At 66.1% G+C, this 19,175-nt stretch carries 18 protein-coding genes; 7 read left to right on the top strand and 11 right to left on the bottom strand.

Annotated features, from left to right (window positions below; genetic code table 11):
• Positions 1-37 precede the first annotated feature (37 nt).
• Positions 38-688, bottom strand: coding sequence for a hypothetical protein (locus ACYCVF_RS27395; protein ID WP_459601599.1), 651 nt, complete (start codon positions 686-688; stop codon positions 38-40).
• 290 nt (positions 689-978) lie between these two features.
• Here ACYCVF_RS27395 and ACYCVF_RS27390 point away from each other — a divergent pair, with 290 nt between their 5' ends.
• Entirely contained in the window at positions 979-1,524 is a 546-nt protein-coding gene (locus ACYCVF_RS27390) for a sigma-70 family RNA polymerase sigma factor (RefSeq protein ID WP_459601597.1), read from the top strand.
• A gap of 2 nt (positions 1,525-1,526) precedes the next feature.
• Positions 1,527-2,165 (top strand): NrsF family protein, encoded by a 639-nt coding sequence (locus ACYCVF_RS27385; protein WP_459601595.1) that lies wholly within the window; start codon positions 1,527-1,529, stop codon positions 2,163-2,165.
• Positions 2,166-2,176: 11 nt separating this feature from the next.
• Here ACYCVF_RS27385 and ACYCVF_RS27380 read toward each other — a convergent pair whose 3' ends face one another.
• Both ACYCVF_RS27380 and ACYCVF_RS27375 read right to left on the bottom strand, forming a co-directional pair.
• Positions 2,177-3,280: a DUF2336 domain-containing protein gene (locus ACYCVF_RS27380; protein ID WP_459601593.1), complete on the bottom strand. Its 1,104-nt coding sequence runs from the start codon at positions 3,278-3,280 to the stop codon at positions 2,177-2,179.
• 60 nt (positions 3,281-3,340) lie between these two features.
• Positions 3,341-4,498 carry a GGDEF domain-containing protein gene (locus tag ACYCVF_RS27375; protein ID WP_459601591.1) on the bottom strand — a complete coding sequence of 386 codons (1,158 nt, stop codon included), beginning with the start codon at positions 4,496-4,498 and terminating at the stop codon, positions 3,341-3,343.
• 434 nt (positions 4,499-4,932) lie between these two features.
• Between ACYCVF_RS27375 and ACYCVF_RS27370 the strand changes: the two genes are divergently transcribed.
• The 4 genes from ACYCVF_RS27370 (at position 4,933) to ACYCVF_RS27355 (ending at position 9,099) form a co-directional block, all read left to right on the top strand.
• Positions 4,933-5,502 carry a sigma-70 family RNA polymerase sigma factor gene (locus ACYCVF_RS27370; RefSeq protein WP_197960810.1) on the top strand — a complete coding sequence of 190 codons (570 nt, stop codon included), beginning with the start codon at positions 4,933-4,935 and terminating at the stop codon, positions 5,500-5,502.
• Positions 5,499-6,194: a hypothetical protein gene (locus ACYCVF_RS27365; RefSeq protein WP_459601589.1), complete on the top strand. Its 696-nt coding sequence runs from the start codon at positions 5,499-5,501 to the stop codon at positions 6,192-6,194. The genes ACYCVF_RS27370 and ACYCVF_RS27365 overlap by 4 nt, the downstream gene beginning before the upstream one ends.
• Before the next feature lie 16 nt (positions 6,195-6,210).
• Positions 6,211-7,923, top strand: coding sequence for a S8 family serine peptidase (locus ACYCVF_RS27360; protein WP_459601587.1), 1,713 nt, complete (start codon positions 6,211-6,213; stop codon positions 7,921-7,923).
• 477 nt (positions 7,924-8,400) lie between these two features.
• Positions 8,401-9,099 (top strand): TIGR03809 family protein, encoded by a 699-nt coding sequence (locus ACYCVF_RS27355; RefSeq protein WP_459601585.1) that lies wholly within the window; start codon positions 8,401-8,403, stop codon positions 9,097-9,099.
• Positions 9,100-9,222: 123 nt separating this feature from the next.
• On the opposite strand, the gene ACYCVF_RS27350 is transcribed toward ACYCVF_RS27355, so the two are convergent.
• From ACYCVF_RS27350 to ACYCVF_RS27325, 6 genes are all read right to left on the bottom strand, one after another.
• Positions 9,223-10,593, bottom strand: coding sequence for a TIGR03808 family TAT-translocated repetitive protein (locus ACYCVF_RS27350; protein ID WP_459601583.1), 1,371 nt, complete (start codon positions 10,591-10,593; stop codon positions 9,223-9,225).
• Positions 10,594-10,734: 141 nt separating this feature from the next.
• The gene (locus tag ACYCVF_RS27345; RefSeq protein ID WP_459601581.1) at positions 10,735-11,379 is read right to left on the bottom strand and encodes a pyroglutamyl-peptidase I; all 645 of its coding nucleotides are present in this window, start codon (positions 11,377-11,379) and stop codon (positions 10,735-10,737) included.
• Positions 11,376-12,362, bottom strand: coding sequence for a methylmalonyl Co-A mutase-associated GTPase MeaB (gene meaB / locus ACYCVF_RS27340; RefSeq protein WP_459601579.1), 987 nt, complete (start codon positions 12,360-12,362; stop codon positions 11,376-11,378). Before meaB ends, ACYCVF_RS27345 begins: the two co-directional genes overlap by 4 nt.
• A gap of 51 nt (positions 12,363-12,413) precedes the next feature.
• Entirely contained in the window at positions 12,414-13,925 is a 1,512-nt protein-coding gene (locus tag ACYCVF_RS27335) for a tripartite tricarboxylate transporter permease (protein ID WP_459601577.1), read from the bottom strand.
• A gap of 7 nt (positions 13,926-13,932) precedes the next feature.
• A complete protein-coding gene (locus ACYCVF_RS27330; protein ID WP_459601575.1) occupies positions 13,933-14,424 on the bottom strand; it encodes a tripartite tricarboxylate transporter TctB family protein in 492 nt (163 codons plus the stop codon).
• 65 nt (positions 14,425-14,489) lie between these two features.
• A complete protein-coding gene (locus ACYCVF_RS27325) occupies positions 14,490-15,482 on the bottom strand; it encodes a tripartite tricarboxylate transporter substrate binding protein (RefSeq protein WP_459606686.1) in 993 nt (330 codons plus the stop codon).
• 218 nt (positions 15,483-15,700) lie between these two features.
• Between ACYCVF_RS27325 and ACYCVF_RS27320 the strand changes: the two genes are divergently transcribed.
• Complete coding sequence (locus ACYCVF_RS27320) at positions 15,701-16,180, top strand: SRPBCC family protein (protein WP_459601572.1); 480 nt, start codon at positions 15,701-15,703, stop codon at positions 16,178-16,180.
• Positions 16,181-16,187: 7 nt separating this feature from the next.
• Here ACYCVF_RS27320 and ACYCVF_RS27315 read toward each other — a convergent pair whose 3' ends face one another.
• Positions 16,188-16,955, bottom strand: coding sequence for an RsiV family protein (locus ACYCVF_RS27315; RefSeq protein WP_459601817.1), 768 nt, complete (start codon positions 16,953-16,955; stop codon positions 16,188-16,190).
• Between the two features lie 60 nt (positions 16,956-17,015).
• Positions 17,016-19,172 carry a methylmalonyl-CoA mutase gene (gene scpA / locus ACYCVF_RS27310; RefSeq protein WP_459601570.1) on the bottom strand — a complete coding sequence of 719 codons (2,157 nt, stop codon included), beginning with the start codon at positions 19,170-19,172 and terminating at the stop codon, positions 17,016-17,018.
• Positions 19,173-19,175: the final 3 nt, after the last annotated feature.

Below are 19,175 nucleotides of genomic sequence, written 5' to 3'. Positions count from 1 at the left end.
CGCGTTCCGGACGAGGTCCGTCAGGCCAGGTCAGCAATCACGCCATGAACATCCGCGCGGCGGACGCCAGGGTCAGAAGCGTGCCGACGCCGATGAAGATCTTCCCGACCAGGGAGCTCTGGTCCCAGGCCGAGCTCTGCTGGCTGCTCGCCATCACGGGCGCCGGACGTGGCTGCGCCTCGGTTGCGGCAATCACCGCCTTCTGCGCCGGCGGGCTCTCCTGCTGCAGGGCGCGATCGATGTCGTTGAGCTGATCGGGCGCGACGACCTGGCTTTCGGGGGGCGCCGCGCTGGTATTGTCTGCTGCTGCCTGGACATTGTCGCTGGCGCGATTCGTCATGGCGGAGGCGGCAGCGGCAGGCGGCGTATCGGCGGCGAGCTGCGCGTTGGCGTTGGCGACCTCCGGCGGCATCTGGCTCGACGCCGGCACCTCGTTGTCGGCCTTGTTCTCGTTCTTGGCCTCGCCGGCCTTCGCCGCGGCGTCCTTCTTGTCGGACTTCTGCGCGGACTTGCCGTTGCTGTTGCGGCGCGAGTCATGGCGCCGCTGCTTGGCCGTGTCGGCCTGCTTGTCCGCACTGTCAGACTTATTGCTGGCGGCCGAAATCGGCGCCGCCTGTGCAACGCTGCCGAACACCAAGAAAAGCCCGGCCAAGACAATCAGGGCCGCGCGCGCGCTGGCTTGCATCATGTTGACGATCTCCCCAATTCCGCCCGTCCCGGCAGCGAACAGAGACCCCGGGACGTGACGACAGCGGGGCAGAAAATGGGAATCTTCGGGCTAGACCCGGCAAAAACGGGGCAAATTGCTTTGCGTTGTTGCCGCCGGATGCGGTACGGGCCGATCGGTGTTATGAGCCGTCGGATATCTTTGCGGCCGCATTGATCGCGCGGCTTGGCCGTTGATCACGAATTCGTGATCTTGGGGCTGCTCGCGTAACAAATTGAAAGAGCGGCCGAATTGCATGGTGAGGGGCGCGGGTGCGCGGACGTGAGGACGAATGGACCGGCCTGATGCGGTCGGCCATGGCTGGCGATGACGCGGCGTATCATCGCTTGTTGAAGGAGGTCACGCCGGTGCTGCGCGCCGCCGCGAGGCGCGGCCTGGCGCGGGCAGGCCAGCCTCCCGACCAGGCCGAGGATATCGTGCAGGAGATTCTATTGGCGGTGCATCTGAAACGGCACACTTGGGACAGCGAAGCCCCCTTCGCGCCCTGGCTGTTTGCGATCGGCCGGAACAAGCTGATCGACGCGCTCCGCCGCCGCGGCAGGCGCGTCTTCGTCAACATCGACGATTTCGCCGAGACGCTGCCGGGCGAGGCGCCGCAGGAGACCGCCTCGGCTGGCGAGGTCGCCGCACAACTGGGCATGCTGCCGCAGCGCCAGCGCGACGTGTTGCAGTCGATCGCGGTCGAGGCCGCCTCGATCAAGGATACGGCGGCAAAGTTTTCGATGAGCGAGGGCGCGGTGCGGGTCGCGCTGCATCGCGGACTTGCGGCACTGACGGCCAAACTGCGGGACCATTAGTCATGGACACCGACCAACTCATTCGCACGCTCGCAGCCGACAACGCGCATCGCGCGCCGCGCGTCGGCGCCGTGCTGACGATGGCGCTGCTGGTGGCTGCACCCTTGTCGATCCTGATTTTTGCAACGTTCCTCGGCATGCGTGCCGACGTGATGAGCGCCATGCGCAACCCGTTCTTCGACATGAAGTTCGCGGTGACCCTGTCGCTCGCGATCCCCGCGATCATCGTCAGCCTGCATCTATCGCGTCCCGAAGCCCTGCTGCGCGGCTGGGGCTGGCTGCTGCTGCTGCCCGTCGGGCTGCTCGCAGTGGCGATCGGCGGTGAGGCGATGATGGCGCCGGCCATGCCGATGACGATGCGCCTGATGGGCAAGAACTCCAGGGTGTGCCTGGTCGCGATCCCTGCAATGTCGCTGCCGCTGCTGGCGGGGGCGCTGTTCGGCTTGCGCCACGGCGCGCCCTCGCGTCCCGCGCTCGCCGGAGCGCTCGCCGGCCTGGTGTCGGCCGGGCTCGCCGCGACCCTCTACGCCTCGCACTGCACCGACGACTCGCCGCTGTTCGTCGCGACCTGGTACACGCTCGCGACCGCGGTCGTGACCGCAATCGGCGCGCTGGCGGGATCCAAAGTTCTGCGCTACTAGCCCGGCCGGCTTCACGCCGCCGGCGTCGCGTGCAGCTGCATGCGGTGGAAGCGCAACACCTGCTGAGCAGTCGAGGCCCGCAGGGCCTCGTAGGTGTCGCGCAGCGTCAGAATGTCGATCTGCGACCCACCTGAGAGCTTCTCGCGCATGGCGATGATGGCGCGCACGCTCGACCATTGCATGCCAGCGACCTTGGCGAGGATCATCACGCCCTCGGTGCGGCTCTCGATCATCATGGTCTCGGCGGTCTCGACTGCGACGCCCGCGAGTGCAGCCAGCCCCGCATTGGTCTCGTCGAACTTGCTCTGCTCGGCGAAGGTGGCGACCTGGAGCTCGTTGAGGCGGCCGTCGTCGTGCAGCGATTTCACCAGTGCGCGGGCCATCTCGGTCTGCTTCGTCATGGCGGCCGCGCGAACCCGTTGGGCCGCTTGCTCGATTACGCTCGAAACGTCGTCGGCGAACCCGGGATGCGCGGCCGCAAGCTTCCTGCGCACGCTCGAGGATGCCTTGGCGACCAGCCTCAAATAGTGATGGCGCGGCAGGTCGGGCCGCAGGCCGATGCAGCTGGCGAGGTCGTCGTCGCGTTCGGCGCGGGTGACGAGGTCGGTGAGACTTCCCTCTGAGAGCCGAGCGCCCGGATTGCTGACCGTCGACTGCACCACGTCCTCGTTGCCGCGCGTCACCAGCACGTCGCTCAGAGCTTCCGAAAGCACCCGCCGCACCGAGATCGCCTTGAGATGCGCCTGGCTTCTGGTGCGCGCGATCTCGATCAGTGTCGCCTCGTCCAGCCGTTCCGATTTCGACAGCACCGGGCCGGAGATCTCGATGGTCTCGTCGAGCGCGAGCGTGCGGATGATCTTCGGCGGCGCAGCCGCGATCGGGGCGAGGCGTTCGGCGAGCAGCGCCCGGGCCGACGTTTCGATCTGCCCGATCAGGCACTGGAACACGTCGTCGAACACGCGGATGTGGTCGTCGGAATAGTCTACCGCGTTGCCCACGAAGAGATCGGTGACGCGGCGCAGCGTCTCGACCCGGCGCGCAACGGTGCCGTGCGCGAGGGAGGCCTGCAATTCCTCGAGCAGGTTTTCGGATGATCTTGGGGTTCTGGATCTCATGGCCCTGTCCTGGAGCGTTCCCGGCAACGACTTCTGTCGCACCGGAAGAAAATGGATTGGTCAGCTCGTTACAATCGAGTTGCGCCCTTGCGCCTTGGCGGAATAGAGCGCGCGGTCGGCGCGCGCGAGAATCGTGTCGGCAGTATCAATGTCGCGCAGCGTCGCGACGCCCGCGGAAATGGTCACCCGCATGCCCGGAGAGAATGCGCTCCAGTCGAGATCGGCAACGATGCCGCGCAACCGCTCGAGCATGCGCCGCGCAGCGTCGCCCGACATGCCCGGCAGCAGTAGCAGGAATTCCTCGCCGCCGTATCGGCCGAAACTGTCGGCCGGGCGGATGTTGGCGAAAATGGTGATGGCAAAGGTGCGCAGCACTTCGTCGCCAACGGGGTGGCCATAGGCGTCGTTGATGCGCTTGAACCAGTCGATATCGATCAGCGCGATCGCGCAAGACGAGGGTGCCTGACGCGACTTTTCAATCTCGGCATCCAGAAGCCGCATGATGCAGCGGCGGTTGTAGGCACCGGTGAGTTCGTCGAGCTCGGCGAGTTCCTCGATACGCTGGTAGGCGGCCTTCAGCTCGATGCTGCGCCGGTACAGGATCTTGCGCAGCGTGGCGCCGAACAGGCCGAGGAAGGCGCACTGCCCGATCACCAGCACGAAGCAGAGCATCGAGGCGGTTCGCTGCAGCCGCGTCGTGACCGGCAGTCCGATCGGCAGGTCTGATCCCAGGAACACCATGGCGAGCCCGCAGGTGGCGAGGCCCCAGGTGAGTATCGCCTGGCTCGACGTCATGCGCAGCGTGCCGAACGCGAAGATCAGAAACAATACGGCCAGGAACGCGACCCCGACGGTCGGCACTGCGAGCAGGAACACCAGCTGCAGCGCCATATGCGCCGAGATCTGAAAGACGGTGAGGTAATGGTCCTCGAACCGGTCGCCGAACCCGGCCTCGGACAGCACCGTGAACGTACCGATAATCAGGACGCCGCCGAGCCAGAACAGGGACGGAACGCCCATCGAGATCGTGCCGTCATAGGCATAGAGCAGCAGGACCGAGGCGCCCAGCGAATAGCTCGCGACCTGGCCCATATACATCTGGCGGCGCTGCCGGGCCCGGCGCGCCCTCACTTCGGGGGCCATCGTCTCGGGCGCGAGGACGAGATCCGCGACCTCTGCGGCATTCCTCTCGGGAAAGGACGTCGCGGCCGTGCTCATGGTCCCGCCAATGGTCGATGTCAGCGCAAAAAGCTACGTGGCAAGCCTTTAGGTTTGGTATCCTTTGAAATCGAATCCGGCCCGTGCAGCACGGAACAGGTGATCGGCCCGCGCGAGGATTTACCTGCGATCAGCTATCGTGTGCGATGCGGTCGATCCAAAGCAGGGCTTGGCGCGACAAACGTGGTGCAGGGCTGCTATGGAACCGGGTTAGGCCGGGTCGTCTGTGCCGGACAGGCATTCCGCAGGGAATATCTCAGTATTATGTTACCGATATGGACTGATTCCGCTGACCGCCGCGGGTGGGACAAGAAAAGGGCCTCTATGTGGGGTAGGTCACATCAGCCCCCGTATGACTGCGGTAGGTTGAACAATTTTGCGCCCCCGGTCGAACCGGCCGCTGAATCGATCCGACAAACTTTGCGAGACGGCCATTGAGCGCGACACAGGCGGCTTCGGACGAGATCCTGATCGCCAGGATCGCTCAAGGTGACCGGCTCGCCATGCAGGTGCTGTACGGGCGGCACCATGTCAGGGTTTACAGGTTCGGACTGAGGCTCGTTCGGGACGAGCAGGCGGCGGAAGACCTCATCAGCGAGGTGTTTCTCGACGTCTGGCGTCAAGCCGGCAAGTTCGAAGGACGATCCGCCGTTTCTACCTGGCTGCTGGCAATTACCCGATTCAAGGCCCTGTCTGCGCTTCGGCGCAGGAAGGATTTCGAACTGGACGAAGAAGCCGCGAACGCGATCGAGGATACGTCCGACGATCCGGAAACGGTGGTGCAGAAGAAGGATACCAGTGCAGCGTTGCGGGAGTGTCTGACGGGCCTCTCGCCGGATCACCGGGAAATCGTCGATCTCGTCTACTACCACGAGAAGTCCGTGGAAGAGGTGGCCGAAATCGTCGGGATACCGGAGAACACTGTGAAGACGCGCTTGTTCTATGCGCGCAAGAAACTGGCCGAACTGCTGAAGGCAGCCGGCGTTGAGCGAGGCTGGCCATGATGGCATTGAGCAAGAAGATGCTGGAGCAAGAGCCCAGTGAGATTGAACTGCTGCTGCCCTGGCACGCGGCCGGCACGCTGAACGCGCGCGATGCGCGCCGCGTCGAGGAAGCGCTGGCGCGCGATCCCGAGCTTGCCAGGCAATACGCCGCGATCCGCGGCGAGTACGAAGGGACCATCCATCTGAACGAGAGCCTGGGTGCTCCGTCGTCGCGCGCGATGCAGAAGCTGTTCGCCGCGATCGACGCCGAGCCGGCAAGGGCCAGTGGCTCGCTGCCGCTGTCGGCACGCATCTCGACCTTCTTCGCGAGCCTGTCGCCGCGCACGCTGGCGTGGTCGGCGAGCCTCGGCGCCATCGCGCTCGTGCTGCAAGCCGGAATCATCGGTGCCGTGCTGATGAAGAACCAGCCGGCGACCTTCCAGACGGCTTCGCTCTCGACCGGCGCGCCCATCACGCGCGACCTTGGTGGCACGGCCGCGCCGGCACGCGCGCTGGTGCGATTCACGCCCGAGGCTCGCGTCGCCGACATCACCGCGCTGCTCGACAGCTATCAGGCTTCGATCATCGGCGACGCCAAGGGTGGGATGTTCCGCCTCCAGTTCGACAAGGCGATGAGCCAGGACGAGCTCGCCTCGCTGCTCGGCAGGATGCAGCGCGAGAAGTTCGTCAACCTCGCCGTCGCGGCGCCCTAGGCGCGCCGCTGAGCCGATGACGGGCAAGTCCGAGAGCAGGGTGCGCGCCGGGGCCTACGTTTCATCCATCGGGGCCGCGCTTCTGGTTGCCTCCTGTCTCGGCCTCGAGGTTGCGCAGGCGCAGGCGATCATGCGTACGCCGACGATCAGCGTTCCCTCGCGCACGCCGACCATATCTCCGAACATTGCCCCGCGGATCAGCCCCAACATCGCTGCGCGCGCGGTCAGCGTCGACCGCGGCGCGCGGACGACGGCGACCATCCCCCACACTACGACGGCGCGCGTACGACCGACGCCGGTGCTGCCCCATGCCCGCTATTCGCCGAACCTTTATCCATCCTGCACCGCGCCCTATCGCGGTGCCGACGGCGAATGTCTGGCGCAGCCGAACGCAGGCGGCCAGGGCGGTGGAAAATCGGGCAAGAAAAGCGCGGGCAAGGGGAATGGCAACACCGCGCCGGTCGCGGTGAACCTGCGCAGCTTCGCAAACGAGTTCGTCGCCGAGATCGACGGCAATCTGTCGTCGGCCGAGGCCGACCAGCTGGCGCGTCGTCACGGCCTGACCCGCGTCGCTTCCGAGAATTTTCCGCTGATCGGAGCCACTTTTGGCCTGTTCCGCATCACTGACGGCCGGCCATACGAGACGGTGCGGCGCGAATTCGCTGCGGACGGCAGCGTGCGCTCGCTCCAGCCGAACTTCCGATACGTGCTCCAGGACCAGCGGTCGTCGGGAAAGACGGAGGGCGATCCTGCGCAATATGCGCTGACGAAACTCCGCCTGCCGCAGGCGCATGCGCTGGCGCATGGAACCAACGTTACGGTTGCCGTGATCGACTCCGGCATCGACGCCAGGCATCCCGAACTCGCCAATTCCGTCGCCGATAATTTCGACGCGCTCGGCAGTGCAGAGGGGCCGCACGTCCATGGCACCGGCATCGCCGGTGCCATCGTGGCGCACGCCCGTCTGATGGGCAGCGCGCCCGAGGCGCGCATCATCGCCATCCGCGCCTTCGGCGGCGCCAACGGCGGCGCGGAGAGCTCGTCCTATATTATCCTGCGGTCGCTGAATTACGCCGCCGAGCATGGCGCGCAGATCGTCAATATGAGCTTTGCCGGTCCGAAGGACCCGGTGATCGAGCGTGCGATCGCGGCAACCGCCGCGCGTGGCCTCGTACTGATCGCGGCGGCCGGCAATGCCGGTGCGAAATCGCCGCCGCTCTATCCGGCTGCCAATCCCAATGTGATCGCGGTCAGCGCGACGGATCAGCAGGACAGGCTGTTCACGGCCTCGAACCGCGGCAACTACATCGCGGTCGCGGCCCCCGGCGTCGACATCTTCCTGCCGGCGCCCGATGGCAAATACCAGATCACGTCGGGCACCTCGTTTTCGGCTGCCTATGTCTCCGGCGTCGCGGCGCTGCTCCTCGAGCGCAACCATACCTTGAAGCCGGAAGCGCTGCGCACGGCGCTGACCAAGACTGCGCGCGACCTCGGCTCGCCCGGGCGTGACGACCTTTTTGGCGACGGTCAGACCGATGCGTTTGCCGCAGTCATGGCCGTTCCCGCCGACAGCGCGACGCCGGTCGCAGCTGCCTCCGGTACAACAAAACGTGAAGATGCGGACAAGCGTCGCGACGCGCCCGGCAGCCGCGCGATCGAGCAACCCTCGCTCTCGAGTGCGGACGATAATTCCACGATTTCTCAGGCGGATAGGCCGGCGACGCGATAAACGGCTGCGACAAAGATGCGCGCAGGTCCCGGCTCAAAAAGGCCAACCCCGCATTGAACGTTCAGCCAGCTGCCACGACCAAATAATGTGGGAGCGGTCATCCCTCCCCATCAGTCATATCAGGCGCGAGCGCCCATCCACCCCAAGCGCCCATATGGCTCGACCCGTCCGGTTGTCCCCCCGGACGGGTCTTTTCTTTTGGGCGTATGATCTTCTGAAGCTCCGCATTCATTCAGCTTGCGGTCGAGGGCCGCCGGGTCGTTCCTGGCCCGCTCGCGCGAGGTGCCGCAACGCCGCCATGCTTGTGCGAAGCTTGACTCGAAAACCCGGCAAATCTCCGCACGACTACGGTGTTTGACGACGAACGCCGCGTCGTTGCTGGACAAGTCAAAACTTTTCCACAAAATATTCACATCGCGCCTAAACTGATTCGTGTGTGTTGCGTCGCGTCCGTACCTTCTCCTGACGGGCTGATTCATGACACATCGCCAAGAGTTCGTTCGCGGCGCGGCTGGTAGCCGCGAGATCGCGGCGCGCTGGTGCGCCCTCGCCGAGCAACGCCTGCAACATCTCTCCGAGATGTTCGAGACCGGCCGCTGGCGCCGTTATCATTCCGAGATCGCATTCCTCGAAAACATCCAGGAGGCCAAGCGAGCCGTCCAGACCTGGCGCGCGCTCGCAACCGGGGGGGACGTCGCCGAGGCGGCTGCGAGTGTGTCGCCCGCATTCGGCTGGTCGCCGGCGGCGATGCCCCGCACGGCATCGCCGGACCGAAAGCCGCAGACCGTGCAACCCAAGGCCGTTCACATCGCGCCAGAGACCGCGGTGGCGGTCAGGCTCGACCCCCAGCCGGACCTGCTCGCCGAAATCACGGAAGCACCGATTGCACCGGTGTTGCCGCCCGTCGCAATGGCGCCGCCTACGGCATCCGCCGCGGTGGCTTCGTTTACCGCCCCCGCCGAGATGCCGCCGCTCAAGGCTCCCGCTGCGAGGGCGCCGCTAAGCCCGCCTGCCGTGAGATCGCCGGTCCCCACGCCTGCCGCCATGGCAACGCTTCTGCCGCAGTTCGCTCCGCCCGCCGCCGAAATCGTTGCAGCTCCCGAACGCGTCGTCGAATTCACCTTCAGCCTGGACGGCCTGGAAGCGAAGTACCCGCTGCTGCGGAACGCCTTCTAGGGACGTTTAGGAAGGGTTTTGCGTCCCTCCAACCCATCATCCTGAGGGGCGCGCGAGACAGGTGGCGCGACGCTTCGCGTGGGGAGCCTCGAAGGATTCACAGCCCGGCTGCCTGCCGCGTGGCTAGCGCCGCACCGCATTCCCGCCAACCATCACCTGAGCGAACCGTTGGGCCCCTTCGGCCGACAGGTCGGACGTCACCGCACGGGCGTGATCGAGGCCGACCACGGCACCGCGCGGGGTCTCCGAGATCATGTTGTTGTTGACGAGCGCGGTGCCGGCACCCGGCACCACGGAGACCCCGACGCCGGCCAGCGCCTTGCGGATCACGTTCCCCGTGATCGCAACATCGCGCAGATATTTACCCCAGCCGGCGACGATGCCGTAGGACGGCGCGTTCTCGATCACATTGCCGGTGACCGATGAGTCCGCCTCGATGTAGATGCCGACGCCGGCATCGTCGTCCGGCGCGGTGCCGATCGGCCGCTTCGGGATCAGATTGCGAATGATGTTGCCCTGGACCACCGCGAGGCGGCCGCCCTCGTTGAAATTGCAGACGGAGACGCCGACGGCTGCGCCATCCACCGTGTTGTTGGCGATCACCGCGGCTTCGAACGCAAACTCCGAATAGAGCGCGACCTCTCGCACGTCGCTGACGCTGTTGCCGGTGATGTGGATGTTCGATGCGGAGTTGCCGCGCACCGCCGAATAATCGCAATTCCTGATGCGGTTGCCGCGCACGATCACGTTGCCCGCGCGAAACGCGTTGATGGCGTTGCCGTACTGGCCCGAGCCGCCGGGGCCGGCCTTGATGTCCTCGATGCGGTTGTCGGCGACCAGCGTGCCGTCGTCGCCGAGCGCAGTGCGCAGGATCTCGATGCCGTTGTCGTTGGTGCCGATGATCGTGTTGCGCGAGACGCTGAGCCCGGTGGCGTCGAACGAGACCACCGCAGTCAAGGCGATGTTGGTGAAGATGTTGCCGGAGATGTCGCCGGCGACCTGCTCGAGCCAGATGCCGCTGCCCCCCGATCCGGTGATCGCGCAATCGGCGATGCGGACGTCGCGGCCGCCGAGCACGTGGATCAGGCCGCGCCGTGTCGGCAAGGGAATGTTGCCGCCGTCGAAGGTGATGCCGGTGAGGCCGACGGAATCGGAACCGTCGCTCTGGATCGCCGAGGCTCCGCCGCTGAAGACGAGCTTGGTCGCACCGCGAACGCCGATCAGTTGCGAGCCGTTCGGCAGCCGCAGCAATCCGCTGCGATACACGCCCGGCGGCAGCGCCAGCGGCATTTGCGCACGCGCAGCCTCGTCGATCGCGCGCTGCAGCGCTCGCGTTTGATCCTCGCTGCTGCCTGGCCGCACGCCGTATTGCGTGGCATCGCGCCCGAGCAGGGACGTCAGCGGTGCCGCGCGCGCAGCGTCGGCCGGCATGGCGAGCGCGCCGGCGATGCCTACGGTCGAAGCTCCGATGAGATGACGGCGATTGAGGTCCATGACGCGTCCTCCGGCGGACGCGGGGATGTCCGCGGAGATTAGGTAGCGCAGGGCAGCCGGTGACGCCGGGATTGTTGGCAGTAGGGTTAAATGTTTACGCCAAGACGGTGCCGAAGGGTGGGAAATGCGACCGCGCGGCACTTACGAAACGCGTGCCTTCCTTGCCAGCGCCACCATCTCCATCAGCATGGCCTCGCCCGCATCGACCAGTTCCTCCAGCGTGATCCGGGCTGCGCCCTTGCGCCGCACGGCGCCGCCGCGCGCAAGCAGCGGAATGTGGATGAAGGCCGCAAGCTTCGGCTCGCCCGACCTGACCTTCTCGATCGCGCGCCAGCTCAGATAATTGCAAAGATAGGCGCCGGCATCGCGCGAGGCACGGGCGTCAATGCCGGTGATGCGCGCGGCGCGCAGCAGTTTTGCCGTGTGCGGGCCGAACGTCATCGCGTCAGCATCGCCGGCGATGCCGCGCTTGCTCGAGCGGGTGTTGGCGGCATCCGGCCACAGCATGGTGACTGCGTTGCGGGCGCGGGTCTCGATCCGCAAATAGGGCGTGCGCGCCGCGAGGCCGAACATCAGGAGCGCATCGGGCTTCACCTTCGCAAGCACATCCGGCAATTGCCGGTCGACCGCAGCATAAGTGACCGGGAAGATGTGGCTCGATAGCTCGACATCGTCGAGCGCCGGCCGGCGCAATTGCATCAGCCGGGCCACCAGCGGCTGGGTCGGATTAAAGGGCGCGCCGGGAAATGGCCCGAAGCCGGTGAGGAGAATGCGGAGCCCGCTCATTGCAGCAACTCCAGAATCCGCTCGGCGGCGAGCGCCGGCGTGAGGTGGCCGTCGGCGACTTCGACTTCGATCTTCCGGACCTTGGTTCGCACCGATGCTTCGCTGCGCAGCCTTGCCAGCATGCGCTGCTCCAGCATCGACCACATCCACTTCACCTGCTGGTCGCGCCGCCGCGCCGCGAAGTCGCCGGATGCATTCATCGCCTTGCGGTGATCGAGGATCTTCTGCCAGAGCTCGGCGATGCCGGTGCCCGCCAGTGCCGAATAGGTGACGACGGGCGGATGCCAATGTTCGGACCGCGGCGCGAGAATGTGCAGCGCGCCGCGATAATCCGCGGCGGTGATGTTGGCGCGCTTGAGATTGTCGCCGTCCGCCTTGTTGATCGCGATCATGTCGGCCAGCTCGACGAGGCCCTTCTTGATGCCTTGGAGCTCGTCGCCCCCCCCCGGCAGCATGAGGGCGAGGAAGAAGTCGGTCATGTCGCACACCGCAGTCTCTGACTGGCCGATGCCGACGGTCTCGACCAGCACGACGTCGAAGCCGGCGGCTTCGCAGAGCAGCATCGCCTCGCGCGTTTTCGCCGCGACGCCGCCGAGCGTGCCTGACGACGGCGAGGGGCGGATGAAGGCATTGTCCGATGCAGAGAGTCGCGCCATCCGCGTCTTGTCGCCGAGGATCGAGCCGCCGCTGCGCGCCGAGGATGGGTCGACCGCGAGCACCGCGACCTTGTGGCCCTGCTCGATCAGATGGGTTCCGAGCGCGTCGATCGTGGTGGATTTGCCGACGCCCGGCGATCCCGTGATGCCGACACGAACCGCCTTGCCGGTGTCGGGCAGCAGCATCTGCACCAGCTCGCGCGCAAGCGCCTGATGGTCGGCGCGCCGGCTCTCCACCAGCGTGATCGCGCGCGCCAGTGCCGCGCGACTGCCGGCGCGCAAGTCGCGGGCGAGGGATGTGATGTCGAAGGCCTTTTTCTCGGTCATGCCCTGCTTTACAACGCCCGGCCTGGGCAGGCGAGAGCTGCCCGCCCGATATCACCGGCCCGTTGCCGCCGCCGTTTGCGGCAGTTTCACCTTGCGCCACACCCACACCATCACCGGCCAGAGCAGGGCGCCGATCGCCATGGCGGCGAGGATCGCCGCCACCGGCCGCTCGAAGAACGGCAGGATGCTGCCGTCGGACTTGATCAGCGAGGTGACGAAGGCCTGCTCGACCATGGTGCCCATCACGATGCCGAGCACCATGGCCGCGACGGGATAGCCGTTCGTTTCCATCACGTAGCCGATCACGCCGAAGCAGGCGACGGTGACGACGCCGAACATGTTGTTGCCGATCGCGAACGAGCCGACCGCGCAGCACAGCATGATGACCGGCATGATGGCCGAGCGCGGCGCCAGCAGGATGTAGGCCGCGACCCGGATCATGACGATGCCGAGCGGGATCATCATGATGTTCGCGATGATGAACATCAGATAGATGGCGTACATGCTCGACGCCTTCTCGGTGAACAGCGTCGGGCCGGGATTGAGACCCTTCATGTAGAGCACGCCGATCGCGATCGCGGCGATGGTGTCGCCGGGGATGCCGAACAGCAGCGAGGGCACCCAGCCGGAGGCGATGCTGGCGTTGTTGCTGGCGCCGGCCTCGACCAGCCCCTCGACATGGCCGGTGCCGAATTTCTCCGGCTCCTTCGAGAAGCGCTTCGACATCGCGTAGGAGACCCAGGCGGCCATGTCGGCGCCGGCACCGGGCAGCACGCCGATGATGATGCCAACGATGTTCCCACGCGTCATCTGCCAGCGATACAGCTTCGTCAGCTTCCATTGGCCGGCCAGGATGCTTCCGAATTTTCGGCGCGGCAGCGGCGGGGGCTCGGGCGTCAGCATCGCGCGCATCACCTGGGCCACCGCGAAGACGCCGACCAGCGCCGGGATCGGCTCGATGCCGCCGAACAGATCGGTGAGGCCGAAGGTGAAGCGCGGCACCCCGCCGGGATTCTCGATGCCGATACAGGCGACCAGGAGGCCGATGAACATGCCGGCGATCGCCTTCACAGGCGAGGAACGCGCGACCAGCGTGGCGCACATCAGGCCGAGCAGGGCCAGCCAGAAATATTCGAAGGTCGAGAACGACAGCGCGATCTCGGCGAGCGGCGGCGCCAGGATCATCAGCGACAGCACGCCGGCGATGCCGCCGACGGCAGAAAACCAGACGCCGGCACCTAACGCGAGCTCGGCCTCGCCCTTGCGCGTCATGGCGTAGGCTTCGTCCGCATAGGCCGCGGAGGCGGGTGTGCCGGGGATGCGCAGCAATGCGCCCGGAATGTCGCCGGAGAAGATCGCCATCGAAGAGGCCGCGACGATGGTCGCGATTGCCGCGATCGGGGAGAGATAGAAGGTCACGGGGACGAGCAGGGCGGTTGCCATCGTTGCCGACAGGCCCGGCAGCGAGCCGATCACGAGCCCGTACACGGACGCTGCGAACATCGCGATGATGACTTCCCAGGTGGAGATCAGCGCGAAAGCATCGATCAGGGTCTTGAGCATGGGGGGATTACCAGGGCGTCGGCAGCAGGCCGGCGGGCAGCGGCACCCGCAATAGCTTGCCGAAGATGAGGTGGATGGCGAAGGGCGAGAGCGCCGCGAGCGGCAGCGCCAGCTTCCACTTGGCCCCCAGCGCCGTCGAGGTGACGTAGACCATGATCGCCGCGGTGATGATGAAGCCGAGGCGGTCGGCCGCGACGACGTAGAACAGCAGCAGTGCGGGCGGCAGCAGCGCACGTAGGCCGTAGAGCTTGCCCTGCGGTGGCGGAGCAGCTGCCTGGCCGTCCTCCAGCGGGACCAGCGCTTCCTCCTCCTCGAAGGAATGGCCGATGCCGAACACGATCGCCAGCCCGCATAGCGCAAGGCCGCAGCCGATCACCAGTGGAAACACGTTGGGGCCGACCGGCTGCCCGGGCACCGGAGGCAAGATCCAGCCGCCATAGGCGGCCGCAGCGCCAAGTGCGACGAGAAACGATCCCGTGACGGAGTCGGGAAGACGCATGGGGAGTCCTGTCAGAATTCCGGGAGGTGCGCTCCCTCTCCCCGCAAGCGGGGAGAGGGGAAACGTCACGCCTTCGACAGGCCCGCCGCCTTCATCGCCTCGCCCATCTGGGCGTCGCCCTTGTCCATGAAGCTGGCGAAATGAGCGGCATCGCCCCACACGGTGCCGAAGCCGCGATTGCTCATGAAGTCCTTGTACTCGGCGGAATCGTAAACCTTCTTCAGGGCTGCGGTGAGCTTCGTTGCGATCTCCGGCGGAAGGTTCTTTGGCCCGGCAATGCCGCGCCAGGCGCCCGTCGCGTAGTCGATGCCCATCGCCTCCTTCAGCGTCGGCACGTCCTTGAAGATCGGATTGCGGGCCGGCGCCATGATGGCGAGGCTCCTGGCCTTGCCCGCCTCGATGATGGCGCGCGCCTCCGGAACCGAGCAGGTGGTGAGGTCGAGGCCGCCGGCGGCGAGATCCTGCATCGCGGGGGCCGCGCCGTTCGACGGCACCCACGCGACCTGGTTGGCGGGCAGGCCCATGGCCTGCATCCAGCCGACCAGCGCCAGGTGCCAGATGCCGCCCTGGCCGGTGCCCGACGCCTTGAACTTGCCGGGAGGCGCCGCCTTGATCGCGTCGGCGAGTTCCTTGACCGTTTTGTAGGGCGAGGAGGAGGAGACCTGGATGCCGGGCGGATCCTCATTCATCAGAGCCAGCGGCGTGTAGCTCTTCGGCGTCAGCTCGGTCAGGCCCTGCCAGTGCATCATCGAGATTTCGACCGTGAGCATGCCGATGGTGTAGCCGTCGGGCTGGGCGGTCGCGATCGTGCTATGGCCCACCACGCCGGAGCCGCCGGTGCGGTTGACCACGTTGAAGGGCTGGCCGAGATCCTTCTCCAGCAGCGCCGCAACGATGCGCGCGGTCGCGTCGGTGCCGCCGCCGGCGCCCCAGGGCACGATCACCGTGACCGGCCGGGCCGGATAGGCTTGTGCGAGCGCGGGCTTGAAGCCGAAGGCTGCGGATGCGGCGACTGCGGCGGTTGAGGCCGCAAAGGTGCGGCGCGTAATCTTGGACATGAATCCTCCCAGCGGCGCCCGTGACGTCGGGCGCTCTTGTCAATGGCGGCATTCTAGTCGGCTTTGCAGCGCCGCCGCAAGGTAGCGCTACCAACGAGATTGCCGCGGCTTGCGTGAAAAGTTGGATGCCGTCGGATGGACAGTCGGAAATCGGGTGGGTTTTGCCCGCGCAAGCCGCCAACCTCCGCGCGTAACGAAAGCCAAAGGGCAAGCCTCCGATGACCCAAGCCTATTACAGCGCCGTGCTGGACCATCCTCTGGACGAAGTCTGGTCGCTGATCCGCGATTTCAACAACTATCCCGCCTATATCGACGGGGTGAGCGAGAGCGTGATCGAGGACGACAAGCCCGGCGATGAAGTCGGCGCCATCAGGCGCTTCTGCTATTTCGGAAACTGGATTCGTCAGCGCCTGGTCGACCACTCGGACCGGCAGCACAGCTTGACCTATGCCGGTCTCGAAGCGCTGCCATATCCGGAAGATGACGCCGATCAGGGCCCAGCACCGACGCGCTACCGAGGCACGATGCATCTGCGCCCGATCATCGAAGGCGACCGCACCCTCATCGAATGGTCGGTCGCCCTCGACACGGAGCCTGCGGACGCCGACCGCTGGCGGGCCCTGTTTGCCTCCTGGATTCCCGATTGGACGGGGTCGCTCGCTCGGACGCTGGCTCGAATCCGCCCGCGATCCAGTTAGCGGTCGCTCACTGCCCGTCCGCGTCGTCCTTCGGCCGCGCGCCGCCGAAGATGCGGGTGCCCTCCACGGTGAGATAGGGCTTCAGCGTTTCCCACGGCACGAAGGCGACATATTCGCCTTCAGCGTAAGGGCCGACAGCATAGGGCGGATAGTGGAAGGTGAGGCCGGAGCTCTTGCCGGCCTCGGTTGAGGGCGCGAGCGTTACCGCGCCGATCCCGAGCAGGCTCGGTTTCAGCTCCTTGAACCATTCATCGGTCGCGGTCTCGCCGGCGCCGCGCTTCTTCTTTTCGCTCCTGAGCGAGGCAATCACGGCCTTCACCATCGCTTTCATGGTGGCCCCGTTGTCGGCGGTCTCGGTGAAGAACGGGCGGATGGAGATGCGCTTGTTCCCGGCCTTGTCCCACAGGATCGTGTTCACGTCCGAATTGGGATGCGCGCCCCTTGTGTTGATGTAGTCGTTGCGCAGGATGCTGATGTAGCGATCGGCAACGATGGAGCGGATTTCATATTTCCGCTCGAAATCCCAGCCCCCTTCCTTGAAGATCTCCGGGTCCTGCTTGCGCGCGGCGGCAGCTTCGGCGGCGTTCTTGTCGAGCCACTTCTTGCCCTCGGCCAGGCAATCCGCCGCCAGTGCCGGACTGGCTTTGATCCCGTCATCGAGGAACAAGCGCGCCTCGATGCTCTTGGTCTTGATGACGGCGTCGGGCCTGGGGTCGGCGGCAAAGGCCTGACTGAACACGGCGCCGCAAACGATGGAAGCAGCGAGCGCGCGCATGAATGTTGGCGCGGGAAACATGACGCAAGGATCCTTGTTGTCGGAAGATCGAGGCGACGGCTATTCCGCCGCCTCGCTATGCCCGAGCCGGGCGTTCAGCTTGCGGATCAGCTCCTCCGCCGCGTCTGCGATCACGGTGCCCGGAGGGAAGATGGCCTCAGCGCCGGCGGCGTAGAGCGCGTCGTAATCCTGCGGCGGCACCACGCCGCCGACGATGATCATGATGTCGTCGCGGCCCTGCTTCTTCAGCGCGGCCTTGAGATCGGGCACGGCGGTGAGATGGGCGGCGGCAAGGGAGGAGACGCCGAGGATGTGTACGTCGTTCTCGACCGCCTGCCGCGCGGCTTCGTCTGCTGTGGCGAACAGCGGGCCGATGTCGACGTCGAAGCCGATGTCGGCGAACGCGGACGCGATCACCTTCTGGCCGCGATCGTGGCCGTCCTGGCCGATCTTGGCGACCAGGATGCGCGGGCGGCGGCCTTCCGCCTCCTCGAACGCGTCGATCAGCGCCTGAACCTTCTCGACCTGGTTGCCCATGCTGGACGCCTCCCGCTTGTAGACGCCGGTGATGGATTTGATTTCGGCGCGGTGGCGGCCGAACACTTTCTCCAATGCGTCAGAGATTTCGCCGACGGTTGCCTTCGCGCGTGCCGCCTCGATGGCGAGCGCGAGCAGATTGCCGTTGCCTTCGCCGGCCGAGCGCGTCAGCGCGGCGAGCGCGGCGTCGACGTCCTTCTGGTTTCGCTCGGATTTCAGCCGCTTCAGCTTGTCGATCTGCAAGCGCCGGACATTGGTGTTGTCGACCTTGAGGATGTCGATCGGCGCCTCGTCCGTCGGCTTGTACTTGTTGACCCCGATCACCGCCTGCCTGCCGGCGTCGATGCGGGCCTGCGTCTTGGCCGAGGCCTCCTCGATGCGCAATTTCGGCACGCCGGCCTCGATCGCCTTCGCCATGCCGCCGAGCTCCTCGACCTCCTGGATGTGGCTCCATGCCTTGGCCGCGAGATCACGGGTGAGACGCTCGACGTAATAGGAGCCGCCCCAGGGATCGATGATGCGGGTCGTGCCGCTCTCCTGCTGCAGGAAGAGCTGGGTGTTGCGGGCGATCCGCGCCGAGAAATCGGTCGGCAGCGCCAACGCCTCGTCGAGCGCGTTAGTGTGCAGCGACTGGGTGTGGCCTTGCGTCGCCGCCATGGCCTCCACCGTGGTGCGCATCACGTTGTTGAAGACGTCCTGCGCGGTCAGCGACCAGCCCGAGGTCTGGCTATGCGTGCGCAGCGACAGCGAGCGCGGGTCCTTCGGATTGAAAGGCTTCAGCAGCTTCGCCCAGAGCAGGCGCGCGGCGCGCAGCTTGGCGACCTCCATGAAGAAGTTCATGCCGATCGCCCAGAAGAACGACAGCCGCGGCGCGAAGCGGTCGACATCGAGGCCGGCGGCAAGGCCTGCGCGCAAATATTCGACGCCGTCGGCGAGGGTGTAGGCGAGCTCGAGGTCCTGCGTCGCTCCGGCCTCCTGCATGTGATAGCCGGAGATGGAAATGGAGTTGTATTTCGGCATCTTCTGCGAGGTGTAGGCGAAGATGTCCGAGATGATCCGCATCGAGGGCGCGGGGGGATAGATGTAGGTGTTGCGCACCATGAACTCTTTCAGAATGTCGTTCTGAATGGTGCCTGAGAGCTTTTCCGGCGGCACGCCCTGTTCCTCGGCGGCGGCGACGTAGAGCGCGAGGATCGGCAGCACCGCGCCGTTCATGGTCATGGACACGCTCATCTGGTCGAGCGGGATCCCTGCGAACAGCGTGCGCATGTCGTAGATGGAATCGATGGCGACGCCCGCCATGCCGACGTCGCCGCCGACGCGCGGATGGTCTGAGTCATAGCCGCGGTGGGTGGCGAGATCGAAGGCGACCGAGAGGCCCTTCTGTCCCGCTGCCAGGTTGCGGCGGTAGAACGCGTTGGAATCCTCCGCCGTGGAGAAGCCGGCATATTGCCTGACCGTCCAGGGCTGGTTGACATACATGGTCGGGTAGGGGCCGCGCAGATAGGGCGCGATGCCCGGATAGGTATCGAGGAAATCGAGCCCCGCGAGATCGGCCTCGCCATAGGCGGGCTTCACCAGGATGCCCTCGGGCGTCAGCCACGGCTCGGCGCTCTGGGCTGGTGCGGCGGTGGCGACGCGCTCGAAGGCAACATCGGCGAAATTGGGAATGCGGCTCATGGT

The organism is Bradyrhizobium cedriense (assembly GCF_054602315.1).
The sequence above is the reverse complement of the archived record's forward strand: the minus strand, read 5'-3'. Positions and strand labels throughout refer to the sequence as shown.